The organism is Neobacillus nitrireducens (assembly GCF_030915405.1).
GTDB lineage: Bacteria > Bacillota > Bacilli > Bacillales > Cytobacillaceae > Neobacillus.
The window spans coordinates 261,657-282,030 of record NZ_CP133262.1; the positions used below are offsets into that span (position 1 = coordinate 261,657).

The following is a 20,374-nucleotide window of genomic DNA, read 5'->3' on the forward strand; positions in this document are numbered from 1 at the left end:
CTGATACCCTCAAAAATTGTTAAAGAAACGGACCCTGCCGTTTATGGTTTTTGCTATTCTGACAGTTAATAATGAAAACATTTACAAATGAAGTAACCTGACTCCGTTTTTAATGACCAGAAACGAGTTATTTATTGAAATTCTTGTGAACAAACAGGAATAATACCATTTTACTAGAATTTGTTAAAAGAAAAGTTGAGGGGATTGGAATGAATTTTCTTGTTTCACTCATCTCTCGTTCAGCATCTTGGACAATATGAAGGACATTGTGGAATTAATTGAGACAACGTGTGGGTGCCTTAGAGAATTGTAAACTTACTAAGTAGGAACAACAATAAAGTATTGAGGTGAGAAAGGTGTTTAAATTTATTCACTGTGCAGATTTACATCTTGATAGCGCGCTGCGGGGGTTATCATCAAGACCGGATGCTCCTGTGGAAGAGATTCGAAATGCCACTCGGAGAGCTCTTGAGAATCTTGTGAATCTGAGCATTCAGGAAGAAGTCAAATTTGTGATCATTGCGGGTGATGTCTATGACGGGAACTGGAAGGACCAGAACACCGGGATTTTCTTCAATTCTTGTATGTCAAAACTAAACAATGCAGGGATTATAGTCTTTTTAATCAGTGGGAATCATGATGCTGCCAGCAAGATTTCTCATACTCTAGTACCACCGCCAAATGTAAAGAAATTTTCGGTGGAGAAAGCTGAGACAAATAGATTGGATGACTTGGAGGTAGCAATCCATGGTCAAGGGTTTAAGCACCAGGCAGTGCATGAGAATCTGGCCCTCTCATACCCGGATCCTGTTCCAAACTACCTTAACATTGGCGTTTTACATACATCCGTGCAAGGTCAGTCTGGGCATGACCCGTATGCTCCCTGTACGATTGATGACTTAGTAAATAAAGGGTACGATTACTGGGCGCTGGGCCATATCCACCAGCGTCAGGTGTTAAACACAAGCCCGTACATCATATACCCTGGAAATATTCAGGGGAGGCATATTCGAGAGACAGGAAACAAAGGCTGTACGCTTGTTACAGTCAACGACGGAATGATTACGTCCGTAGAACACAAGGATTTGGATGTTCTGCGCTGGGAGTTGTGTACGGTGGACCTTACTGGTGCTGCAACCGATGATGAATATGTGAGTGCAGTTATCTCATCACTGGATTCGTCTATCGAGAAGAATAAGAATTCATTAATGGCTGTAAGGGTGGTATTACACGGACAAACGGAATTGCACGGACGTCTGCTGGCCAACGCGGACCATTACCGTGCAGAGCTTGTAAATGCAATTAACATGATTCCATCGGCCAGGATTTGGATTGAAAAAGTCAAATTTGAAACAAGCCCTTTGACAGTACCCTTATCTCTGCCAAACCACACTGATTCCCTTTCTGCACTGGAGAACACTTTGCAATCCGTAGATGAAGATTTTCTTGGGAATTTTCTTGCTCATGCGAAGTCAATTCAGGCCAAAATAAGTGCCTATACTCGGACCGAAGAAGCAACCAGTTTAGAATCGGTGGATGATGTTAAAGCATTACTGGGGAAAACGAAGGATATGCTACATTCCATGATGGTGAAAGGTGGTACGGGATTATGAGAATCCGGCGCATTGGTGTAGACTCTGTACTTCACTACAATTCTTTTAATCTTGATTTTAATGAGGGTAACGGCCTTCATGTCCTATATGGAAATAACGAGGCGGGTAAAAGTACACTTCTCAATTTGATGCTTGATCTTTTGTTCGGAGGCCAGCTAATTGGGCATTCCCGTGATTATTACGATACCAGATCTCAACTTGATGGTATTCTTGAAAATTTTAATAGTTCTCCTGTTACCATACAACGTAAGAAAAACCGCAATCGTCTGGTGCTCTCATCTGCTTCAAGTCTCTCTGAAGAAGACTTAGTTTCATTCATCAGTGGATATGACAGAGATCGTTTTATGTTGCTGTTTGGATTTGATCATGACCGCTTGAGGGAAGGTGGGCAGAGACTTCTTGAATCCGAAGGGAACGCCGGTGTTTCTTTGTTCGAGGCGGGCGGTGGCATCCAGTTTTTACAGAATCTAATGGCACAGCTTGGCAATCGCTCCAGTGAATTGTTAGACCCCAGTTTTCGCAAGAGTTCCGTTAAAAAATTAAACAAAGCCTGGACCGCATACAATAATGCAAAATCATCTGTGGATAAAGATAGTTTATCCGGGGATTTGTGGCTCCGCAATCGCAATGAAATCCTTGTACTAAGCAGGCAAGTAGAAGGGATGAAGGAAGAATTGCAGGGCAAGCAGAGAGAAGAAGCGAAACTCAAGAGGATAAACCGTGTCAGGACCATGATTACGGAACTTCAGTCCATTCGCAGGAACCTTCAGGATTACACTGGGGCAATTGTCCTGACGGATGAGCTGGACCAAATGATTCCAACGCTTATTAAGAATCACCAGGATGCATTAAAAGATTTGAATCGACTGAAAAGCGATCAGGAGAAGCAATCGGGAATTCTTCAGAGCATCCAACTCGATGCACCGGCCTTGGACCATGCAGAGGAGATTGAAAAGCTTACGGAAGGACTACAGCAATATGTTACCAGAACAACGGAGGAACTTCCTGGTTTAGAGGAAAAAATCCTAATCCGTGGTGGTGATGCAATTAATCTTTTAAAATCGATTGCGCCTAATATCTCCTTGAATGAAGTCGAGCAGTTAAGAATACCGTATGCGGATGAAATAAACATTGAATCACTTGCAGACCAATGTAAACGATTACGGCTGGACATTGAAAGGGAACAAGAAAATTACGATAAGTTAGTGTTCAAGCAGGAAAAGGTAAAACAGGACTTGCAAGAACTTGGATCGAGCAAAGATATGGCAAATCTCCAGCAGCGGGTGAAAGAATTCCGGGAGCAGGGGAACCTCGAGGAAAGCTGCACCACGATCGAGATGGAATTTCAGAAGAAAAAGCAAGAATTGAATCAGCTCTTGCAGGGCCAAACTCTTTGGAATGGATTATTGGAAAAAATTAACGAGCTAAAGATCCCTCTCCGTGAAACTATGGAGCAATATCATCAACTTTGGGAAACAACCAAGCAAAACCAAAATGAATGTGACCGCGACCTGAATACTAAAAAGAACCAATTAACGGAATTTAACAATCAATTGGAACAGTTGGAGCTCTCTGGTTATGTGCCGGTAGAAACGGATCTCGATGCTGCAAGGAACCGCAGAAACGCTGGTTGGTCATTGGTTAAACAGGCATGGCAGCAGGGCCTTCCTGAAACATCTGAAAAAGTTCAGGAATATGCGGGTAATGGAATACTGGCAGACGAGTATGAGAAATCGGTGAATGAGGCGGATCACTTGGCGGATCTGATGAGGAGGGATTCGGAACGTTCGGCCAAACGTGCACTTCTCCTCCTGCAAAAAGCCCAGACTGAACGAGATATTGATGAGTTGCTTGGAAAAAAAGAGCGTCTAGAAAATAAATTCCAAGATATCGAGGCAAAGTGGAAACAAGAATGGGAGCCATGCGGAATAGTACCGAAAACGCCTGCAGAAATGAAGGATTGGGCCAATACTTTTTATTCACCTTTGGTTAATGGATACAACGAACTTCAATCTAAGCAATTTCAGCTAGCACAGCTTAAAGAAAAGGTTTCTTCCTGTATCGCGACATTGAATAAAGAATTGCATGAAATTCAGATTCAGCCGCCATTGAACTCTGAGTTAAAGTTATTATTGGATTACTGTGACACACTTATAGCCGTGAATAATGAACGGGAAAGTGATCAAAAGTCGTTCAATAATCAAATGAAAGAGAATCAAATGAATCTGGAAGAAAACAATAACAAGCTTTCTAGAATTAAGGAGCAATTGAACGGTTTTGAGGCAGAATGGGATGAACTTCGTCAAAAGTATTCTTCGCTCCCGCAAAAAGTAGATACGGCAACCGCATATGTCCGAGAGCTTAAGAATTTGTTCGACTGTGTAAAAGAAGTCAATGACTTACAGTCCACTATTACATCATGCCAGCAAGCATGCCAGTTATTTGAAAAACAGGCAGCCGATCTTGCAGAACAATTAAAGGATCCGTTCACCTGCTCTGTTGATGTTTGGGTGCGTTCGGTACGAGAACGTCTTCAGTCGGCCAGAGACGCAGATAATAGATTCGAACAAATTCAATCTTCCATCAGCGATTTGGAGATGGATATACAAAAAGCCACTGGTGTTATGAACGAGTATGAAGTTGAACTCCAACAGTTAAAAGAGAAGTACGACTGTAAAGATATTGCTGATTTGGAAGTTCTGATTAAGCGGTCCGCAGCTTCTAAGGAACTTGACAAAAGTTACAAAGCGCAGGAAAGGTCGATTATCCAGGCGGGGGATGGGTTATCCATTGGCCAATTAGAGGCTGAACTTTCAGAGCTGGACAATCCCGATGACCTTTCAATCCGAGTTCCACAGTTGGAAGAGGAAATAACTGGCTTGCAAAACAACTTGGAAGATGAAAAAGAACGTCTCAATAAAATGCAGTTTGATTTTGATCAGCTTGATGGCAGCAAAGATGCTGCAGCCTTCAATGCCCAGTTGGTAGAAGAAAGCATAGAAGAAGTCGACCGTTATTGGAATGAATACCTGCAGGTAGAGCTGGCCAGACGCTTGCTCCAACGAACCATAGATGAGTTTCGGGAAAAGAATCAGTCTACTATCCTTGACATGGCAGGTGAAATTTTCCGGCGTTTCACTTCGGGTAAATACATGGAGTTGAGAGTAGACTATGATGACAACACGCCATTTATAGAAGCCGTTCATTCGGATGGCACGAAGCGGCGTGTTCACCAAATGAGCGATGGTACCCGGGACCAGTTGTTCTTGTCACTTCGACTAGCATTCGTCCAACAGCATCTCGACAGTTCTGACCCGCTGCCTGTGATTATTGATGATGTTTTTGTTAATTTTGATGATGAACGGACCAAAGCAGCTTTAGAAGTTTTACACGAATTGTCTGAAAAGACTCAAATCCTGTACTTCACCCATCATCAGTCCGTGGTGAATATGACAGAAAAGATGAAGGCATCTGGGAGGGTGCATGTCTATGATTTGAGTAAAACTTCAGGGGTTTTATCATTAAGCTAAGGCTTGGTGGGTTCCAACAGTATTATTTTAAAACGGCATTTTAAAAACGGCTTGGAAACCAAGAAGATGATCTCTGTTTTTTAACGGAGGTCATCTTCTTTTGATTGCAACGCTATCCATAGCGGTTGTAATAAATATTTATTGTAATGATGACACCCAATCTTAGTTCTTGGCAATAGGAAAGGATAAGCCGCGTACCAAGGGGCAGAGGTAAAAATCTCTTTTTTGAAAAGCTATGGTATTTGTAGCTGATGGCCCCAACAGGGACTCTATATTGGACATCTCCTGACTCAACGCCCAATAGGGATAAAAAATTAACCTTTTTTTGAGGCCGAAATAAATAATATATTATAGGCACGGAATATCTTTCCGAGCCTACCAGTAGTTGTAGATAATATATGAATAGTAATTCAACTAAGATGATGGAAACGGTCGGTGTGTCTTGCTTGGTTTCGTTTCCGGAATCATTACCAGTTTGATCACATGACTGTATCTTCCGAATGCATGCTAGTAATCTTGACTGCATTCATCACAGATGATGGCATGTATGTCAACTTGGAATCGCTAATCCAAGAACATAGCTTGTGGGATCCATGATTGCGTAATCATAGTTCAAGTCATGCATGGAAACCGCACCGCACCCATTTAGGTGATGTCTTGCACGACATCTTCGACGGCAAACACAATGTCTAAGTTGCATCAACCCATCAGGGTAGAATGAAACGTCGCCGCATTGCATTGATCAAAGGCTTTGGCAAGTACATCGATTGTGAAGCATGACATCATCAACGATTTAATACGAGGGCTATGTCAGTCGAGATTATTGATTGATGCATTTCTCTTCTAAAATACGGTTACCCAAGTTCTTCAAATGGACTGCTTTTAACCAAGACCCACAACCATCAATGACTAAGTGGAAGCCATGCTGCCTACTTTTGGTATGCTCCGAGTTGTGTTAGATCAAAGTACACCTACCCTGATCACTAGAAGGTCCTAAAAAAGGACAGACTTCTAGCGTCAGAAGGTTAGGTGTATTGACTCCATACTTTTGTTCAAGTCCTGAGAGATTATGAGTCACCGTTGTTAAACACGAAGATACCCTCCGTTCCCGCATCCTCCCATCCTGCCCAGAAGGATATCGCGGAAACGCTACGTCATTACAGACCAGGATTCCACCCGACCAGTTTTGCAAAGGGCGTCGTCCCCTTTTTAAGTCTCCTCTTCCAGATGGAACAACGGACCATCCTTGCCTCATGAAGAGTACGCTGATTTCATGCCATCATACGTCGGCTCAGCTCACCTTGTCCTTTTATTTCGAGTCGATGTAGGGTTTCGACTGTTATTCTTTTCGATAGTTTCTTCTTGGAAAACTATCAAACTGCATCTATTTAAAAGAGGTAGACCCTCTGACTTTGCTCTTAATACAACCCTTTAGTTTTAAAATTGCAACATTAACCTGAAGGGGATTTTTCAGGCTCCAAAATATAAGAAAATGAGATGAGATTAAGGGGATGCATTGGGAATTGAAGGGGATACTGCATCAATATATAAATGCCGTGAGTAGCCCAATGTTTTATTGCATCTAGCCTTCGGCTGGGGTTAATTACAGTCGATCATTTTGTTATACCTTTACCTTGATATAAAAAAAACAAATGGTTACCTTTCCTTCAACAAATTATTGGAGGAATGTTTTTATGGCAACCATTCATGGATTATCAAATACAAGGCTCCACAGCATATGGAGAAAAATGAAGGATCGGTGCAATAACCCAAGGGCCTCAAATTACATGAACTACGGCGGCCGGGGAATCATGGTCTGTGATGAATGGAACCAAGATTTCATGACCTTTTATGAATGGGCTATAGGTAAAGGGTATGAAGACCATTTGTCCATTGAACGAGACAATGTTAATGGAAATTATGAACCATCAATGGCAAGTGGATAACAATGAAAGAGCAAGGACGGAATAAACGTTCTACGATTCACGCAGTTATAGGCGGGGAAGAAAAGCCGCTTATCGAGTGGGCTGAACTTAATGGAATATCCTATAAAACTATTACAACGAGGTGGTACAGGGGATTACGGGGGAATGAGCTCATTGCTCCATCAAAGAAAGTGAAACATGATATCCAGACATCTTAGTCCTATTTCAGAAATTTTGAATAGGAAAGACCAATAATAAAGGCATTACCAAATTAGAAATATCCTGCATTCCCGATCTGTGAAATGGTGCTTGGTCCTATCTTCTGCGGCAGCAATCAAGCCATCCAACCAATGTTCCATGTCGGCATGATGATGTAACGGTGGTGGAAGCGGACCGCGACCAGAGCCATCATGACCATGAACGACATCCACCGTTGCACGACATCATGCAATATGAATCCAATGCAGTCATCGATGTCATGAACGAAACCAATGAATGCAATTATTCATGATGGACGACATCCACCGCTGCATGAAAGCATGCAATCCTGCATTCAAAGACATCGATGACGGCATCCACTGCTGTCATCGATGTCATAGATGACATCGTAACATGTAATGAAGATATTATTACATGCATCCATCCGTAATGAATGACATCCACAGTATGCATTCATTGAAGTCATCCGAAATGGACGACATCGAAGCATGTATCCGTGCATGATGAACGACATCAATGCATGCATCCATCGCAACGATGACATACAGCGGTGAAATGAATGACATCAATCCTTGCATCGGTGACGGATGACAAATCCATCGGTCATCATTACATGCATTCATCCAAGACGGACAACATCCACAGTGCACCTCTGCATTGAAAAGAGGGTTTCAAATACAGAGGGAAATCCTTCTCTCAATGGGGGTGAGAAGACGGGAGGATGGCTTATACTGGCTATTTTCGCCAATAGACATTGAAAAAATTAGGCTTTTTTGAATTGAAGAAAATGCTGCATTCCTTTGGGGGGATAGCAGCATTTTTGCGGTTTTATCAAGATTATTACATTGAAATCTTGGTTTTATTAAAACAGACTCCTACTATATAATATGGTGGTTTTCTTTTATTTTCGGTTGCAAATGAAAAATTTTTTCACTCCTGCAATAAGGACAGCTTTTTTACTGGATCGACACCATATAGAGTTCTTTCCATTCCTGTTTGAATATACAGAATTACCACCATGAAGGAACATTACAAGGCAAAACATATTCAGATTTAGTTCACCATGAATTGGATCCCAATCCTGACAAGGACGGAGAGCGGAAACACTACCGCTATGAAATGGAATATGAATTCGTTTAAAAGCTGAGTGAGTCCTTGAAGAATGAAGATTGGCAGAATGTCTTTATCAAAGGATTTGCCCCCTGTGACAAGGGAAAGCCTAGAGGAACTTGCATCCACCTGTTGGATTTTTTTCACGACCTCCGAATACCTTCATTCACTCGAGTGAAATCAAAAACAAGGCGTGGGAAAACTACATCCCTCAGGAGGTTGGGAAAGCGGCCGACAAAAAAGATGCGGCAAGTTAACGCTATCAATCCTTTGCTTGGGCGCAAGTATCGTATGTTTTTTGTAGAAAGCTCTCATAGCCTCCAGTTCTTCATCATAGTGGAATACGGCACACACAACTTCTTCAGTGCTTTGGTCAATTGTTCATGTTCTTTTTGGACTTTCGTTGCCAGTCCTTTTACCTTGTTTCTCCAACTGTCGGAGTGGATGGAGAAGTACAGCACGCATGAGTTTCAACTTGAAGTGGAATTGAAGGTAGAACCTGTTAAACAAGAACGACGTGTCAGACCATAAACGACGAGCACAATCCAACAGTCGTGCTCTTCCGAATAGGTCAGGTTGGTGAGGTTTTCATGTTGGAAAAACCGTGAAAAAATCGGCTGCACCATCAAACTGGCGAGCACCTGTATTCTGATAACCAACAGAATAGATCTCACGAAACTAGCAGATATCGATAATATCAAAATCTACAAGGGTCAGTATACTCAGAAACCCGATTCCGTCTCTTGAAAGAGCCACAGATGAGATGAAGGTTTCATCAAAACTACCGAGATGATTGAGGCAGTAGTAGTCTATAAAATGGCTCTGATTGTTTGAGGCATACTTGAATGCAGGATGCGATTGAAAATGACAAATGAGAAGAATTCTAATCCTGGCTGGAAATTGAAAGCTTTTTGAACCCATGTCAGGGCAACATGATCCTCTTTTACTATGGCCAAGTCTGGCAGGTCAATTAAAAATAGAAAAGGATGCTACGGCCTTCGGCCATGCATCCTATTAGAGGGAGTGCCAAAAATCTTTTACAAGACTGAAGGCATATGGATTGATTGGATATCTGCAGAATGTAAGGTAACCGTTACTCGACTTGTTATCATCCACCTGGCTTAGCCACTTAATCTACTACTTCCAACATATCTTCCGATGGGGGAAGGTGTTCCTGGGCTGAATGCTTATATTGATCGATTAAAGCATAATCCTTGGAATTCAACCGGCGGCGACCTTCTGTTATGATTGATTCAATTTGTCCTAAATCTCCATCATAGGCTTCACAAATCATTGCTAAAGATCGTGCCACTTGTTTATCGATCCAATTCTTTTTATCCTCAATAGTCGCTTGTTTTATCTCGTTTTTGGATAATGGGAGTTTTTCAACCTCCCCGAGAAACTTTATCCAAAAGGGAGCGGTCTTCCATCTTCTTTTGTTTGAATCGGTACCCTTTATGGTGAAACGCAGATACTCTTTTAAAATGCTGCATACCGTTTTTCCAATCGTTATTTCCCCGTCTTCTTCGGTTGCCAGAACCTTAGCCACAGTTTGGGCATGCTTGTTTCTTAATTGGATTTCGGTCCGGTTCCAAAACGTGATACCATCAGGTACCTTGTAATTGGTGTCTGTCCGTTCACTGAGTTTGTCATACATTCTGATTTGAATATCGGAAGTAACGGCCCCAAAGTAGACGGTGGCACCTGTGGCCTTCCCCGTATTAATGGTAAGTGTCTCAAAACGTACGGCCTTTTTGAACTTTGAGACAAGCTCTTGATTCTTGATCTTTCTTATAATGCCATTGATGGTGAAATACCCTATGAAGTCATCAACTGCAACATCTAATCGGGAAAAGGAAGCGCCGGTTGTCAACATTCTGTCAAATAGGTCTTTCCAAGAAAGCTGGTCGTATCCTTCATATTCTCTACAACCACGGCCCTTCATCTCGAGGTGAACCCCCATATCTTCCGTGCCATCATAGTAGACTGAGATTTTCCCATTACGAAGACACCGACGGTACCCATTCTGGCCGTTGCAAGACGAGAAACTGGATGGATCCAATTGAAGAATGTCCGCAATCAGTAATGCCGGACTTACATTTTTGAAGGTGGCTTCAACCCAGTCTACGCAAGCTCTCAAGCCATTTTCTAATGTACGCCCAACCCCCCTGTTAGTGTACGGAAACAAAAATTCCTTTTGCCCTTTCTTTTTCATATTGTTACATTCTCCTTCACTAATGAATTGTTCCGAAATAGATCGTGGAGCAAATACAACCCTTTAGGTTTTTAGAATGCAAGCTTTTATTGGTCAAAAATTTTTTTGGTTTAATGTGGCTGGTTAGTTCTGTATAAAGATTTGTCTGCAACTTGGAGAGTTTGGGCATGTTTAATTGGAAAGGAATTTTTCTGGATAAAATAATCAAGCCTACATTCAGCTGGTAAAGCCAGGAATGTGAGGTTTTTTTGAAAATCGGGTGATGGCCAAGTGAATGTAGCCTACCGGCCAGGATTTATGTGAATAAGGAAGCAAATTGAAATGGATGCGTAGCTATGGTCACAATTTGGATCAACACCGACGGATATTAATCAAGGAAAATGGTGTACCAATGATGCTGTAAGGGGAGAATTTGAAGATAATGACAAAGAAGATGAAGAAGAAACGCTTAAAGCATACTGAGGAAAGCATCAAAACAGCATTAGTAAATTTATATCAGGATGAATACACCTTAATCGTCTTTTATTCGGGTAGCCGATTTATTGTCCGCCACCGAGATGATCATGAGTATGAAACCAGTTATGATACTTTAATTAGAAAAAGATGCAAATGTAAAATCTGTTCCAACCTTCATAAAAAAACATTAGAGGAATTTCAGGAAGAACTGGATCGGCTTTTTCCAAAAAAGTACCGGGTTATTGGTGAGTACGAAGGATCGAGTAAGCCGCTTTTGATAGAGTGGACTGCTTGTAAGCATTCTTATCCTGTTCTGCCGTTATCAATTTTAAAGGGTGCAAAATGTCCGCGGTGTACGGGAAAGGATAAAAAGGATACGGCAAGGTTTATTTGGGAAGTTGAGAATCTGGTTGGGAATGAATATACGGTGATTGGTGAATATGTGAATACCCATATTCCTATGATTATTAAACATAATATCTGTGAAACCAAATTTCCGGTGCTGCGGAAAGATTTTATTAATGGCCAACGCTGCCCAGTATGTTCTAAAAAAAATGCCAAGCGAACGCGTTGGAATACCGATAGTTTCACAAAAAAGGTACAGGAGCTTGTGGGGAATGAATATGTGATTCAATCACCCTATGTCAACTCTAAAAACCATATTGACTTTTTTCATAAGACATGTGGGAGAACATCACCGATTTTACCTTCCAAATTTTTAAGCGGTGATCGGTGTCGACACTGTTTTGGTAGTTTCCGTATAACACATGAAGGATTTTTGCAAAAAGTCAAGGAACTCGTCGGAAACGAGTACATTGTACTTTCGAACTATCAAAGTATGCATAAGCCAGTCAAAATGGAGCATGTTGCATGTGGACGCAAATATTCTGTGGAGCCCAATAATTTTATTCGTTCGAATACTAGGTGTCCGGAATGTTTTGGTAGTGAAAAAAAGACAACCGATATTTTTAAGAGCCAGCTCTATAATTTAGTCGGGGAAGAATATGAGGTTCTGGGTGAATATCTGAATACAGACACTCATATTGAAATGAAGCATCAGCCGTGTGGAAGCATCTATCCAGTTACACCGAACAATTTTTTGCGGGGACGGCGTTGTTCACTGTGCCAAGGGAAGGCACCCAAAACAACCGAGATGTTTCGAGAGGAGGTTTTCGATTTAGTGGGAGACGAATACGTTGTTTTAGGGAATTATGTTGACGCTGACACTCATATCAAAATGCAGCATACATCGTGTAAGTATATATACGATGTTGTTCCTAATTCATTTTTATCAGGCGCAAGATGTCCCGATTGCAGAGAATATAAAGGGCAAAGAAAAATCGTAGATCATATAAAGGTAAGAAACCTTCCATATACAGTGGAATATAGAATTCCTGGTAACCTACGGTTGGATGTTGCTGTATTCGATCCGAAACATCATGGTAAATTACTTGCTGTTATTGAATTTCAAGGGGAACAACATTATCATCCCGTGTCCTTTTATGGTGGTCGTGAAAAATTCCGAAGACAAATCAAAAATGACCAACAAAAGAGAATTTATTGCATGCAAAATCACATTCATTTAATCATCATTCCATACTGGGAATTTGAACAAATCGGAAAAATTATTGATAAACATATTTGAAAACTGAGTAGTTTGAAACAAAAGTTTTAAATCTAGGTTTCTTTTTAGCGAGGAATGATACAAGCATAAAGAAATTAATGTTGGTTTAATATCTAAGATGGGGGTTGCTCCCTTTTAATATATAGGTACCATGCTTGGTGCCCAAATTTTAAAAATGATCACAAGAAAAGGAAAGCACGAAACCTTGAAATGAATAGTGATTCTAGTGCCAACACATGTAAAAAACATTTTCTCATTTGTATTTCCATGATGTCAGGCATCAATTTTCTTTGTTTACCCTATTAATTTATCATTTTTTTCCATAATGTGGTGAAAATGTCCTAACATTATATTACAATTTAATTAACAAATTAAAAAATAAAAGGGTGGTAAATAATGAGTGTCAAAACTCCAATTTCGTTGCAAACCATTAAACCCATTGTGGAACGTGTAAAAAAAGTTGATATTCAGATACGAGAAATTTCTAATCATGCGGTTATTGACTCAGAGAAACAACCAGTTTTAAAAAATCCAGAATGGATCAGTGGTCTAATTGATAGACTTACACGGGACTTTAGCATTATGATTATTGGCCAGCAATCTTCCGGCAAATCCTCATTTATTAACTCTCTTTTGGGCAGGAAATTATTAAAACATGCTGATGTCCCAACCGATGGGGTAGTTTCTGTTCTCTTGTACACAAATAAAAGTGACGGAGAACGAGCAGAAAAAATTAATAAAGATGGTACTATTGAATCTTTATCCCTAAAGGATGGGTTGCTTTTTTTACAACAACAATCAACTTCTATCAACATACAATTAAAAGTTAAAGAATTAAGGCTTTATATAAACCATCCACTTTTAAAAAAGTTTCGAATTATTAACACTCCCGGTTTGGGGGATTTATCAGAATTTGAAGAGGCAACACTGAAATATATGAACAGTGAAGAATCAGATTTAGTTATCTGGACGTTTTTTCCGGATAATGCAGCTAATATTGATGAACTGGCTGCTTTTTCAAACGTATTACATAGAAGAAAACATTCTGTATTGGGTGTCGTTACACATTCTTTAAGCGGGCAAGAGGATAATGAAGATTATTTTCCTTATGATGATATGGCACTAATTAACGTTAAAAATTCAATCCAATCAAAGCTTGGAGATTATCTTGATGAAATTATCCTTTACGATTCCCATACAACAAGAAAATTAAAAGAAAAGTTAGATGCTACCTCTGCTTTACTGAATGATGCATCGTTTCAAAAGCAATTGGAACGGTGTGGTTATTTAGCTTTAGAAGATTATTTCAAGCGAAAATTATGAAGCCAAAAAGAAAAACTTGAAGAAACTAAATATTTGATGGCATTGAAACGCTGCCAATCTCATCTTTTGGGATTACTATCGGTTACACAGGAAGCCAATTCTATATTCAAAAACAAAATGAAAATTGAACAGGATAATTTTGAAGCATGGGATCAAGTTGAACGGAAAATTATTCGCCATGCTAAAGATCGTTTGAAAACAGAAATTCGTGGAATGTCAGAAAAAAGATCACAGGAATTAATACAGATCATGAGTAATGCAACGACTGAAATTTTACAGAATGAATTCGGTTTACTAAGTACACTTGGCCGGGCATTGGTTTCATGGACAACCCTTTGTGATTCCCAAGCAGAGGCATTAAATAAGAGAATAAACTCAAATATAGAGAAAAGACTGGAGAATAGTCGATTTTACAGCAGGCTATTAAAAGATGCAGAAAGCACTTTAAAAGATGAATTAAAAAAACTGGAAATTGATTTGGAGGACTTTTATAAGGAAATAAATAAGTCTACTGAATTGCATACGGAATTAGAATTCAAGCCAGGAGCGCCTAAACAAGATTATAATAGTGTCCTTAACGAAACGCTTGCTCCTATTATAAAGGGGATTGTTTCTACGATATTACAGCAAATAACCAAAGAAACAAGTGAAAAGGTTGCAGGCGATACCGGCAAACAAATTACCCAGAAAGTTATCGAGAAAGCAGCTGGTGAAGCTGTTAAAGAAACTGGAAAAGCAGGGACCGCCAGTTTGTTAGGAAAAGTTGCAGGAGTGGTCACATTAATTTTAATTCCATTTGATATCAATAAAATAATATCCGATTTTAGTAAGGGAAAAGATGGCCTTATACAGTCAATTGAGTCTGTATATAAAATGGACCAACCATTATATGAACAAAGAATATATGATGACATCTGGTTTCAAGCTGATTCGGTTATTCAAAACATTATTGATAATGCCAAACAAACATTAAATGGAAGAATTTCCGATTGGGAAGAATGGTATGAACGGTCCAAAAAATGTCAGGAATCATTGGAAGACTTAAACACCATGATTGAGAATATATAAGGAGAATTAAGTTAATGGTAAAACAGGACCTAAAAACTTTGGCAGTTTTCTTTGGTGATGAAACCTGCATGAAGTATTTCATTCGCAGATGCTCTAAAGATAAAAAGTTTAAAGCGTAGAACAGTGAAAAAGCAAATGTGTTAAATGTGCCCATTTCTCCGAATGCTCAGCTTTGTTTTTTACCTGAACAAATACCAAATACCTGGCATTGGCAGGGAGGTGAATTGTTTTGGCTTCTGCCTGAAAGAGGTCCAGGTTTACATGACATCTCTCTTTTGAGAAGAGTATTGAACCTGCTTTTTCTACCTAAGAATGTTCCATTAAAAATCATTGTTTGTCTTCCGTCGGACCAAACCGAAAGGGAAGCCAATGATTCAAAAGATTCTATCATAAATTCAGTAATCTATCATATCCCACCCAGTTTTGAAACCGTATTAGAATTTGTTTGGATAGATTCTGACAATCATTCAAAAAAAGATATAAATAAAATCCTTTCAGAACTTTTATTGAAAGCTCAAGCAGGTGTATATAATGATAAACAGAACAATTTCACATCCAATAGAAATTGGGTCAAAAAGCATTAAATTATTGTATAAAGCTCTAGTATTAAGCAAGAAAATAGAAGGAAATGCAACTGATACCACCCTTCAGGGACGGATAAAAGGTCTTATTGATTATTGGAAAGAAGATCTTCCACAAGTAGCTCTTATTGGAGCCTTTTCATCCGGAAAGTCAACTCTGGTTAATCATTTACTTGGTGGGAAATTTCTTGTATCTGGTCGAACTCCCACAACAGCAGTTTTAACCCAAATTAAGTATGGTAGTTCCGGGAAAGCAGTCATTTATTTTCGGGATAAGGTACGGTTAGGACTTAGTTCCACTGAAAGTGGGGTAGACAAGGAAGCATTACAGTCGCTAATAATATGGCTGGATAATCCGAAAAAGTTCCGAATTAAAGAAGTAAGAGAGGTTCAAAATGAAAAGTCGATTTCAAAAAATATCAATCAATTAAAGAAGGAATTAAATCAATTATGGGATCATTTGTTTGATCACCAGTTACATAATCAACTTAAAAGTGGGGTGCGATTAAAAGGCAGAAAAATAAATATTGAACTGTTTGCAAGGACATTTGAAGTCTTTTTCCACGAACAACAGGAATTGGAATTAAATGTAGAGAAGAATGAGGAAATTTACAAGTTTCAGCACTATTTATCTGATTATTCTCATGCAATTCGGATAAAAAAGGCAATTTTATATTTGCCTAATCTTGTATTAAAAAACTTTAGCTTAATGGATACTGCAGGATTAAGCTCGCCTATACAGTTTCATACAGAAATTACAGAAGAATTACTAACAAGAGTGCCAGATAAAATACTTGTCCTATTGGATGCAAGAAGAGTGATTAATCCTAATAATCGATCTGTTTTACACACACTGAGACGATTCATTGCTGATTCCAAAGAATTGAAAAAAGTAACATTCTTACTTACCTATTGGGATATTGCCTTACGTACATATATGGAAGATGACCGTGAACCAGAACTATCCTATCAAGGTAAAAATGAACGTGCAACGGCAGCAAAGGAATACTTAGGCCATATGAAAGATAACTTAAACCGTTTGATTCAAGAAGAACTGGGGATTACGCCAAAAGCTGACATAAAGTTTTGGCCATTAGCCTTAAATGAAAATGCACCTATTGAATTACAAACAACTTTAAGTTCCTTTTTGGAGGATATAATAAAGGAATCAAAAGGGAAAATTAAAAAAGAAATGTGGAAGAAGCGGTGGAAAGCAGGTTTTGAAATCATTGATTTCATTAGGGAACAGCACCAGTATAGAATTGGATTTATCCAGTATGAAAAAAGCTTTCTTCAGCAAAAAACGAATATCGAGGATGAAATTAAAATATTGAATGAAATAGAAAGCATTGTTAGAGCATGTATAGATAGGAATATAAACAAGATTGATGGTATGGTAGATTCTGCTAAAAAAGGAATCGTATCCGAAATTAATCTTTTAAGTTCAAAGTCAGCCATCATCAATTATGCGGACAAGGGTTATCAAGTCTTTTTTTCTAAATTTATTGACTCTCTTACTTCTATTACTAAGCAGCAAACAGAAGAATTAATTGACTTAATAGATTTACCTAAAAATAACGATAATAGCAGCGGCAGTAGACTAATAAAAGATGATATTATTTTTCAAATTGATAAAAAGATATTAGGCCTTGAGGAAAATGCCAGAAGAGAAGTAAAAGACCAGGTCTCTGGTGTTGGGTATGTAATGAAATCCATTTGGGACTTTTTTTTAAGTGGTATTTATGAAATGACGGCATCGAATCGAGAATTTGCAAGAGATATTTTTCAAAGACAGGCATTTTCTACTTTAGATATTATCAAGAAAAAAGCAGATGAAAGAAATTTAAAAATGGAGAGACATTGTACTGAGGCGATTTCAAATATTTATGTACAAAAAGAACTCTTTTCCCTAAAACTCCATGAAAAGGAAAACAAAATTATTGAGTTTGATAGTCAGTTGGAAAATTTGAATGCCCTCTATAGGGAAATTAACCATCTTCAGAATGAAATTGAACAATTTTGTAAGGAGAATGGAATTCTTACGTAAGTTGTAGTTAATTTTGTCAGGCTTTACCATTGTAAATTTATAGTATTAAAGCAACAAATTAATTTAATTTAATTTAATTTAAGTGCAGCAAAAAAGTAGAGTATATATATAAGGCAAATTTATTGCAATGGAAATGATTAAGGAAATTAACGCCCACTCTAATCAATCAGCTTATTTCAGGAGCGAAAGTTGTGAAGAATTTTATGATGTAGCTATTTTGACAAAGGGACTGAGTCATTGACAAATAGAATAAAAGAAAATTATCAGATTTGATTGGAAGTAGGAGGAAATTTAATAAAATTTGAGTTATACTAAAACTAGTGGATCTGGCAAAGGTACAAGTGATTCCTTTGGAAAAAATACTAGTGTTTCTTCTAAATAAAAACTCATTAAAGGTTGATTTGGTGAGCATTTCCCTGATTTTGCCAACATCAATTATTTTGCAACCAGGGAGTGGCTTCTTCAAAACCGCTTGAGCGGCTCGTGTAGTCGCTGCTAGGTTCGATTCCTAGGCAGTCCCGCCAAAAAACATACATAATGATAACGTACAATGAATAATGCTCATTGTGCGTTTTTATTTTGTTTTAAATTATTTAAGTAAATGAACAGAGGAATATACTTCAGCTTTGTGGAATTTTTATACAGAATGGTTTTATTAAATAGTACTATAAAATTATACAATTCAATGGATTTTACGGAGTGATTAACATGAAACATGGGTCCAATACACAAAAAATAACCGTTAAGGATCGTATCATTAGATTACAAGAATTACTTAAAAAATTTACTGATGAGGATAATGGATTAACTGTTAAGCAAATTGTTGATAAATTTTATGATGAATATAATGTAGATGTTGGAATAAAAGCTATTCGTGATGACTTGAGGGAGCTAGAAGAATCCAGACTTTTTGATGTAACAGTTAATCAAGAAAAAGATGGATTAGAAAAATACTACAGCCATCAGCATCGATTGTTTGAAATATACGAATTACGTATGCTAATAGATGCAGTTTCTTCAGCAAAGTTTATTTCCAAAACCGAGACGGAAAATTTAATAAGGAAAATTGAAAATTTAACAAGTTATAACCAGGCGAAAAAACTTGAAAATAGGATACTCATCTCCGAAAGTGTAAAAAGTGAAGATCACAAAATAAAATACACTATTCATGAATTACATACTGCAATCTCAAATTCTCAAATAATAACATGTAAGTATGGAAAATACAACTTAGATAAAAAGTTTCAATTCAATCGAAATGGTGAATTTTACAAGGTAAAGCCATATGCACTTGTTTGGAATAGTGATTATTATTATTTGATTGGCGAATATTTGCCAAATGAGGAAATCCGTCATTATCGGGTGGATCGTATGAGGGATGTAACAGCTTGTCAAGAAGTCTTTGTCCGTAATCCCGAATTTAATGTAACAAAATATATTGGAAAGCTGTTTCACATGTATTCAGGTGAAGAGTCTCTTATCGAAATTGAATTTGATGCCCAATTGATTAATGTGGTGATTGATCGTTTCGGACGTGATTTGACGATTCGTCCAATAGGGGAAAATGCATTTAGAATATCTACACAAGCCATCATTAGTGACGGATTAGTTCGATGGCTACTTACCTGGGGAAGTAATGCCAAGGTGTTAACTCCCTCTTTTCTTGTTGGGAGAATGAGAGAAGAATCAGAAAAATTATATCAAAAATATCATTAACACTTGCTAATAATTAGCAGGTGTTTTTACCTTGCCCCAAAATAGGCATGGTTAGATTAAAAAACAGTTTAAAATGGAATTAAAGATTGGGAGAGAAATAGGAGTGAGGAAATGGAATTGGTAAGCAAAAAAGAGTTGCTTAAGGAATTTGAGGTGGAAGCAAGTTTTTATAATGTGAGAATTGAAGGAGAAACTTTTGAATGCAGGAACCAAGCCAGAATTAAGAGAAAAGGTGTTCAAGTTGATAAAGCGGAAGCCATTTTGATACTTTGTAATCCTGGTTCATGTGATCCTGATGTTAGTGAAAAAGTTCCAGAATTAGATCCCCGAAAGGATTTTGTTCCGTTTATAAAAGCAAACTCGGACCAAACTCAAGAACAAATTATGCGATTGATGAAGTTTAAACAATGGAGTCTAGTTAATATCGTTAACCTATCAGATATCTGTGCTGGAAATCTACAAGATTTTAAAAGTAAATATAACAAGGCAAAACAATACTCCTTTTCCTACCATTCAATATTCTCAGATACACGAAAAAATGAACTAAAAACAATAATAGATTCAAATGAGGGAAGGATTATTCTAGGATGGGGTGCGGAATCCCATTTAAAGGAGATGGCAAATGAGGTTCTTCAACACAAGCTTATAAACAACTTTATTGGTTGGAAACATGCCAAGAACCCATTCTATTATCATCCAAATCCACATGATACCAAATTAAAGAAAGAATGGCTCCGTATTATCTTAGATTTACTAAATTAAGCAAGATATCAACACTAGGAGTTATATCCATAATTACTGATCGTCAACCCTTCATAATGTTTTTATAAGATATATCTCTGAAGTACATGAGCATTCAATGATGACCTGTTATAGCGGAGAAGTCCATTTTTAAGAATGAGTACTAATGAAAAAAAGAGGTAGAACAATATATTCTTACTTCAAAA

General features: G+C 38.2%; 14 protein-coding genes. 11 read left to right on the forward strand and 3 right to left on the reverse strand.

Features of this window, described 5'->3' with window-relative positions:
• The first annotated feature begins 356 nt into the window (after positions 1 to 356).
• The 4 genes from RCG22_RS01270 (at position 357) to RCG22_RS01285 (ending at position 7,286) form a co-directional block, all read left to right on the forward strand.
• Positions 357 to 1,613, forward strand: coding sequence for a metallophosphoesterase family protein (locus RCG22_RS01270; RefSeq protein ID WP_308105375.1), 1,257 nt, complete (start codon positions 357 to 359; stop codon positions 1,611 to 1,613).
• Positions 1,610 to 5,143 (forward strand): AAA family ATPase, encoded by a 3,534-nt coding sequence (locus RCG22_RS01275; protein ID WP_308105376.1) that lies wholly within the window; start codon positions 1,610 to 1,612, stop codon positions 5,141 to 5,143. Before RCG22_RS01270 ends, RCG22_RS01275 begins: the two co-directional genes overlap by 4 nt.
• A gap of 1,694 nt (positions 5,144 to 6,837) precedes the next feature.
• Positions 6,838 to 7,089, forward strand: coding sequence for a hypothetical protein (locus RCG22_RS01280; protein WP_308105377.1), 252 nt, complete (start codon positions 6,838 to 6,840; stop codon positions 7,087 to 7,089).
• A gap of 2 nt (positions 7,090 to 7,091) precedes the next feature.
• Entirely contained in the window at positions 7,092 to 7,286 is a 195-nt protein-coding gene (locus RCG22_RS01285; protein ID WP_308105378.1) for a hypothetical protein, read from the forward strand.
• Positions 7,287 to 7,569: 283 nt separating this feature from the next.
• Here the strand turns inward: RCG22_RS01285 and RCG22_RS01290 are convergent, their stop codons facing one another.
• Positions 7,570 to 7,707: a hypothetical protein gene (locus tag RCG22_RS01290; RefSeq protein ID WP_308105379.1), complete on the reverse strand. Its 138-nt coding sequence runs from the start codon at positions 7,705 to 7,707 to the stop codon at positions 7,570 to 7,572.
• Positions 7,698 to 7,910: a hypothetical protein gene (locus RCG22_RS01295; protein ID WP_308105380.1), complete on the reverse strand. Its 213-nt coding sequence runs from the start codon at positions 7,908 to 7,910 to the stop codon at positions 7,698 to 7,700. Before RCG22_RS01295 ends, RCG22_RS01290 begins: the two co-directional genes overlap by 10 nt.
• A 373-nt stretch (positions 7,911 to 8,283) precedes the next feature.
• Here RCG22_RS01295 and RCG22_RS01300 point away from each other — a divergent pair, with 373 nt between their 5' ends.
• Positions 8,284 to 8,427, forward strand: a complete 144-nt coding sequence (locus RCG22_RS01300; RefSeq protein WP_308105381.1) for a hypothetical protein — start codon at positions 8,284 to 8,286, stop codon at positions 8,425 to 8,427.
• Positions 8,428 to 9,526: 1,099 nt separating this feature from the next.
• Here the strand turns inward: RCG22_RS01300 and RCG22_RS01305 are convergent.
• Positions 9,527 to 10,612: a replication initiation factor domain-containing protein gene (locus tag RCG22_RS01305; RefSeq protein ID WP_308105382.1), complete on the reverse strand. Its 1,086-nt coding sequence runs from the start codon at positions 10,610 to 10,612 to the stop codon at positions 9,527 to 9,529.
• A gap of 421 nt (positions 10,613 to 11,033) precedes the next feature.
• Here RCG22_RS01305 and RCG22_RS01310 point away from each other — a divergent pair, with 421 nt between their 5' ends.
• From RCG22_RS01310 to RCG22_RS01335, 6 genes are all read left to right on the forward strand, one after another.
• A complete protein-coding gene (locus tag RCG22_RS01310; protein WP_308105383.1) occupies positions 11,034 to 12,713 on the forward strand; it encodes a hypothetical protein in 1,680 nt (559 codons plus the stop codon).
• Between the two features lie 375 nt (positions 12,714 to 13,088).
• Positions 13,089 to 14,015 carry a dynamin family protein gene (locus tag RCG22_RS01315; RefSeq protein WP_308105384.1) on the forward strand — a complete coding sequence of 309 codons (927 nt, stop codon included), beginning with the start codon at positions 13,089 to 13,091 and terminating at the stop codon, positions 14,013 to 14,015.
• A gap of 117 nt (positions 14,016 to 14,132) precedes the next feature.
• A complete protein-coding gene (locus RCG22_RS01320; protein ID WP_308105385.1) occupies positions 14,133 to 15,083 on the forward strand; it encodes a hypothetical protein in 951 nt (316 codons plus the stop codon).
• A 531-nt stretch (positions 15,084 to 15,614) separates the two neighbouring features.
• The gene (locus tag RCG22_RS01325) at positions 15,615 to 17,711 is read left to right on the forward strand and encodes a dynamin family protein (protein ID WP_308105386.1); all 2,097 of its coding nucleotides are present in this window, start codon (positions 15,615 to 15,617) and stop codon (positions 17,709 to 17,711) included.
• A 708-nt stretch (positions 17,712 to 18,419) separates the two neighbouring features.
• Complete coding sequence (locus RCG22_RS01330; protein ID WP_308105387.1) at positions 18,420 to 19,427, forward strand: helix-turn-helix transcriptional regulator; 1,008 nt, start codon at positions 18,420 to 18,422, stop codon at positions 19,425 to 19,427.
• Positions 19,428 to 19,538: 111 nt separating this feature from the next.
• A complete protein-coding gene (locus RCG22_RS01335) occupies positions 19,539 to 20,189 on the forward strand; it encodes a hypothetical protein (protein WP_308105388.1) in 651 nt (216 codons plus the stop codon).
• Positions 20,190 to 20,374: the final 185 nt, after the last annotated feature.

Bases quoted from the DNA above. Each gene is read 5' to 3' on its own strand.
- RCG22_RS01275 (WP_308105376.1), top strand. From the start codon at position 1,610: ATGAGAATCCGGCGCATTGGTGTAGACTCTGTACTTCACTACAATTCT.
- RCG22_RS01280 (WP_308105377.1), top strand. From the start codon at position 6,838: ATGGCAACCATTCATGGATTATCAAATACAAGGCTCCACAGCATATGG.
- RCG22_RS01285 (WP_308105378.1), top strand. From the start codon at position 7,092: ATGAAAGAGCAAGGACGGAATAAACGTTCTACGATTCACGCAGTTATA.
- RCG22_RS01290 (WP_308105379.1), bottom strand. From the start codon at position 7,707: ATGCATGTAATAATATCTTCATTACATGTTACGATGTCATCTATGACA.
- RCG22_RS01295 (WP_308105380.1), bottom strand. From the start codon at position 7,910: ATGAATGCATGTAATGATGACCGATGGATTTGTCATCCGTCACCGATG.
- RCG22_RS01305 (WP_308105382.1), bottom strand. From the start codon at position 10,612: ATGAAAAAGAAAGGGCAAAAGGAATTTTTGTTTCCGTACACTAACAGG.
- RCG22_RS01310 (WP_308105383.1), top strand. From the start codon at position 11,034: ATGACAAAGAAGATGAAGAAGAAACGCTTAAAGCATACTGAGGAAAGC.
- RCG22_RS01315 (WP_308105384.1), top strand. From the start codon at position 13,089: ATGAGTGTCAAAACTCCAATTTCGTTGCAAACCATTAAACCCATTGTG.
- RCG22_RS01320 (WP_308105385.1), top strand. From the start codon at position 14,133: ATGAAAATTGAACAGGATAATTTTGAAGCATGGGATCAAGTTGAACGG.
- RCG22_RS01325 (WP_308105386.1), top strand. From the start codon at position 15,615: ATGATAAACAGAACAATTTCACATCCAATAGAAATTGGGTCAAAAAGC.
- RCG22_RS01330 (WP_308105387.1), top strand. From the start codon at position 18,420: ATGAAACATGGGTCCAATACACAAAAAATAACCGTTAAGGATCGTATC.
- RCG22_RS01335 (WP_308105388.1), top strand. From the start codon at position 19,539: ATGGAATTGGTAAGCAAAAAAGAGTTGCTTAAGGAATTTGAGGTGGAA.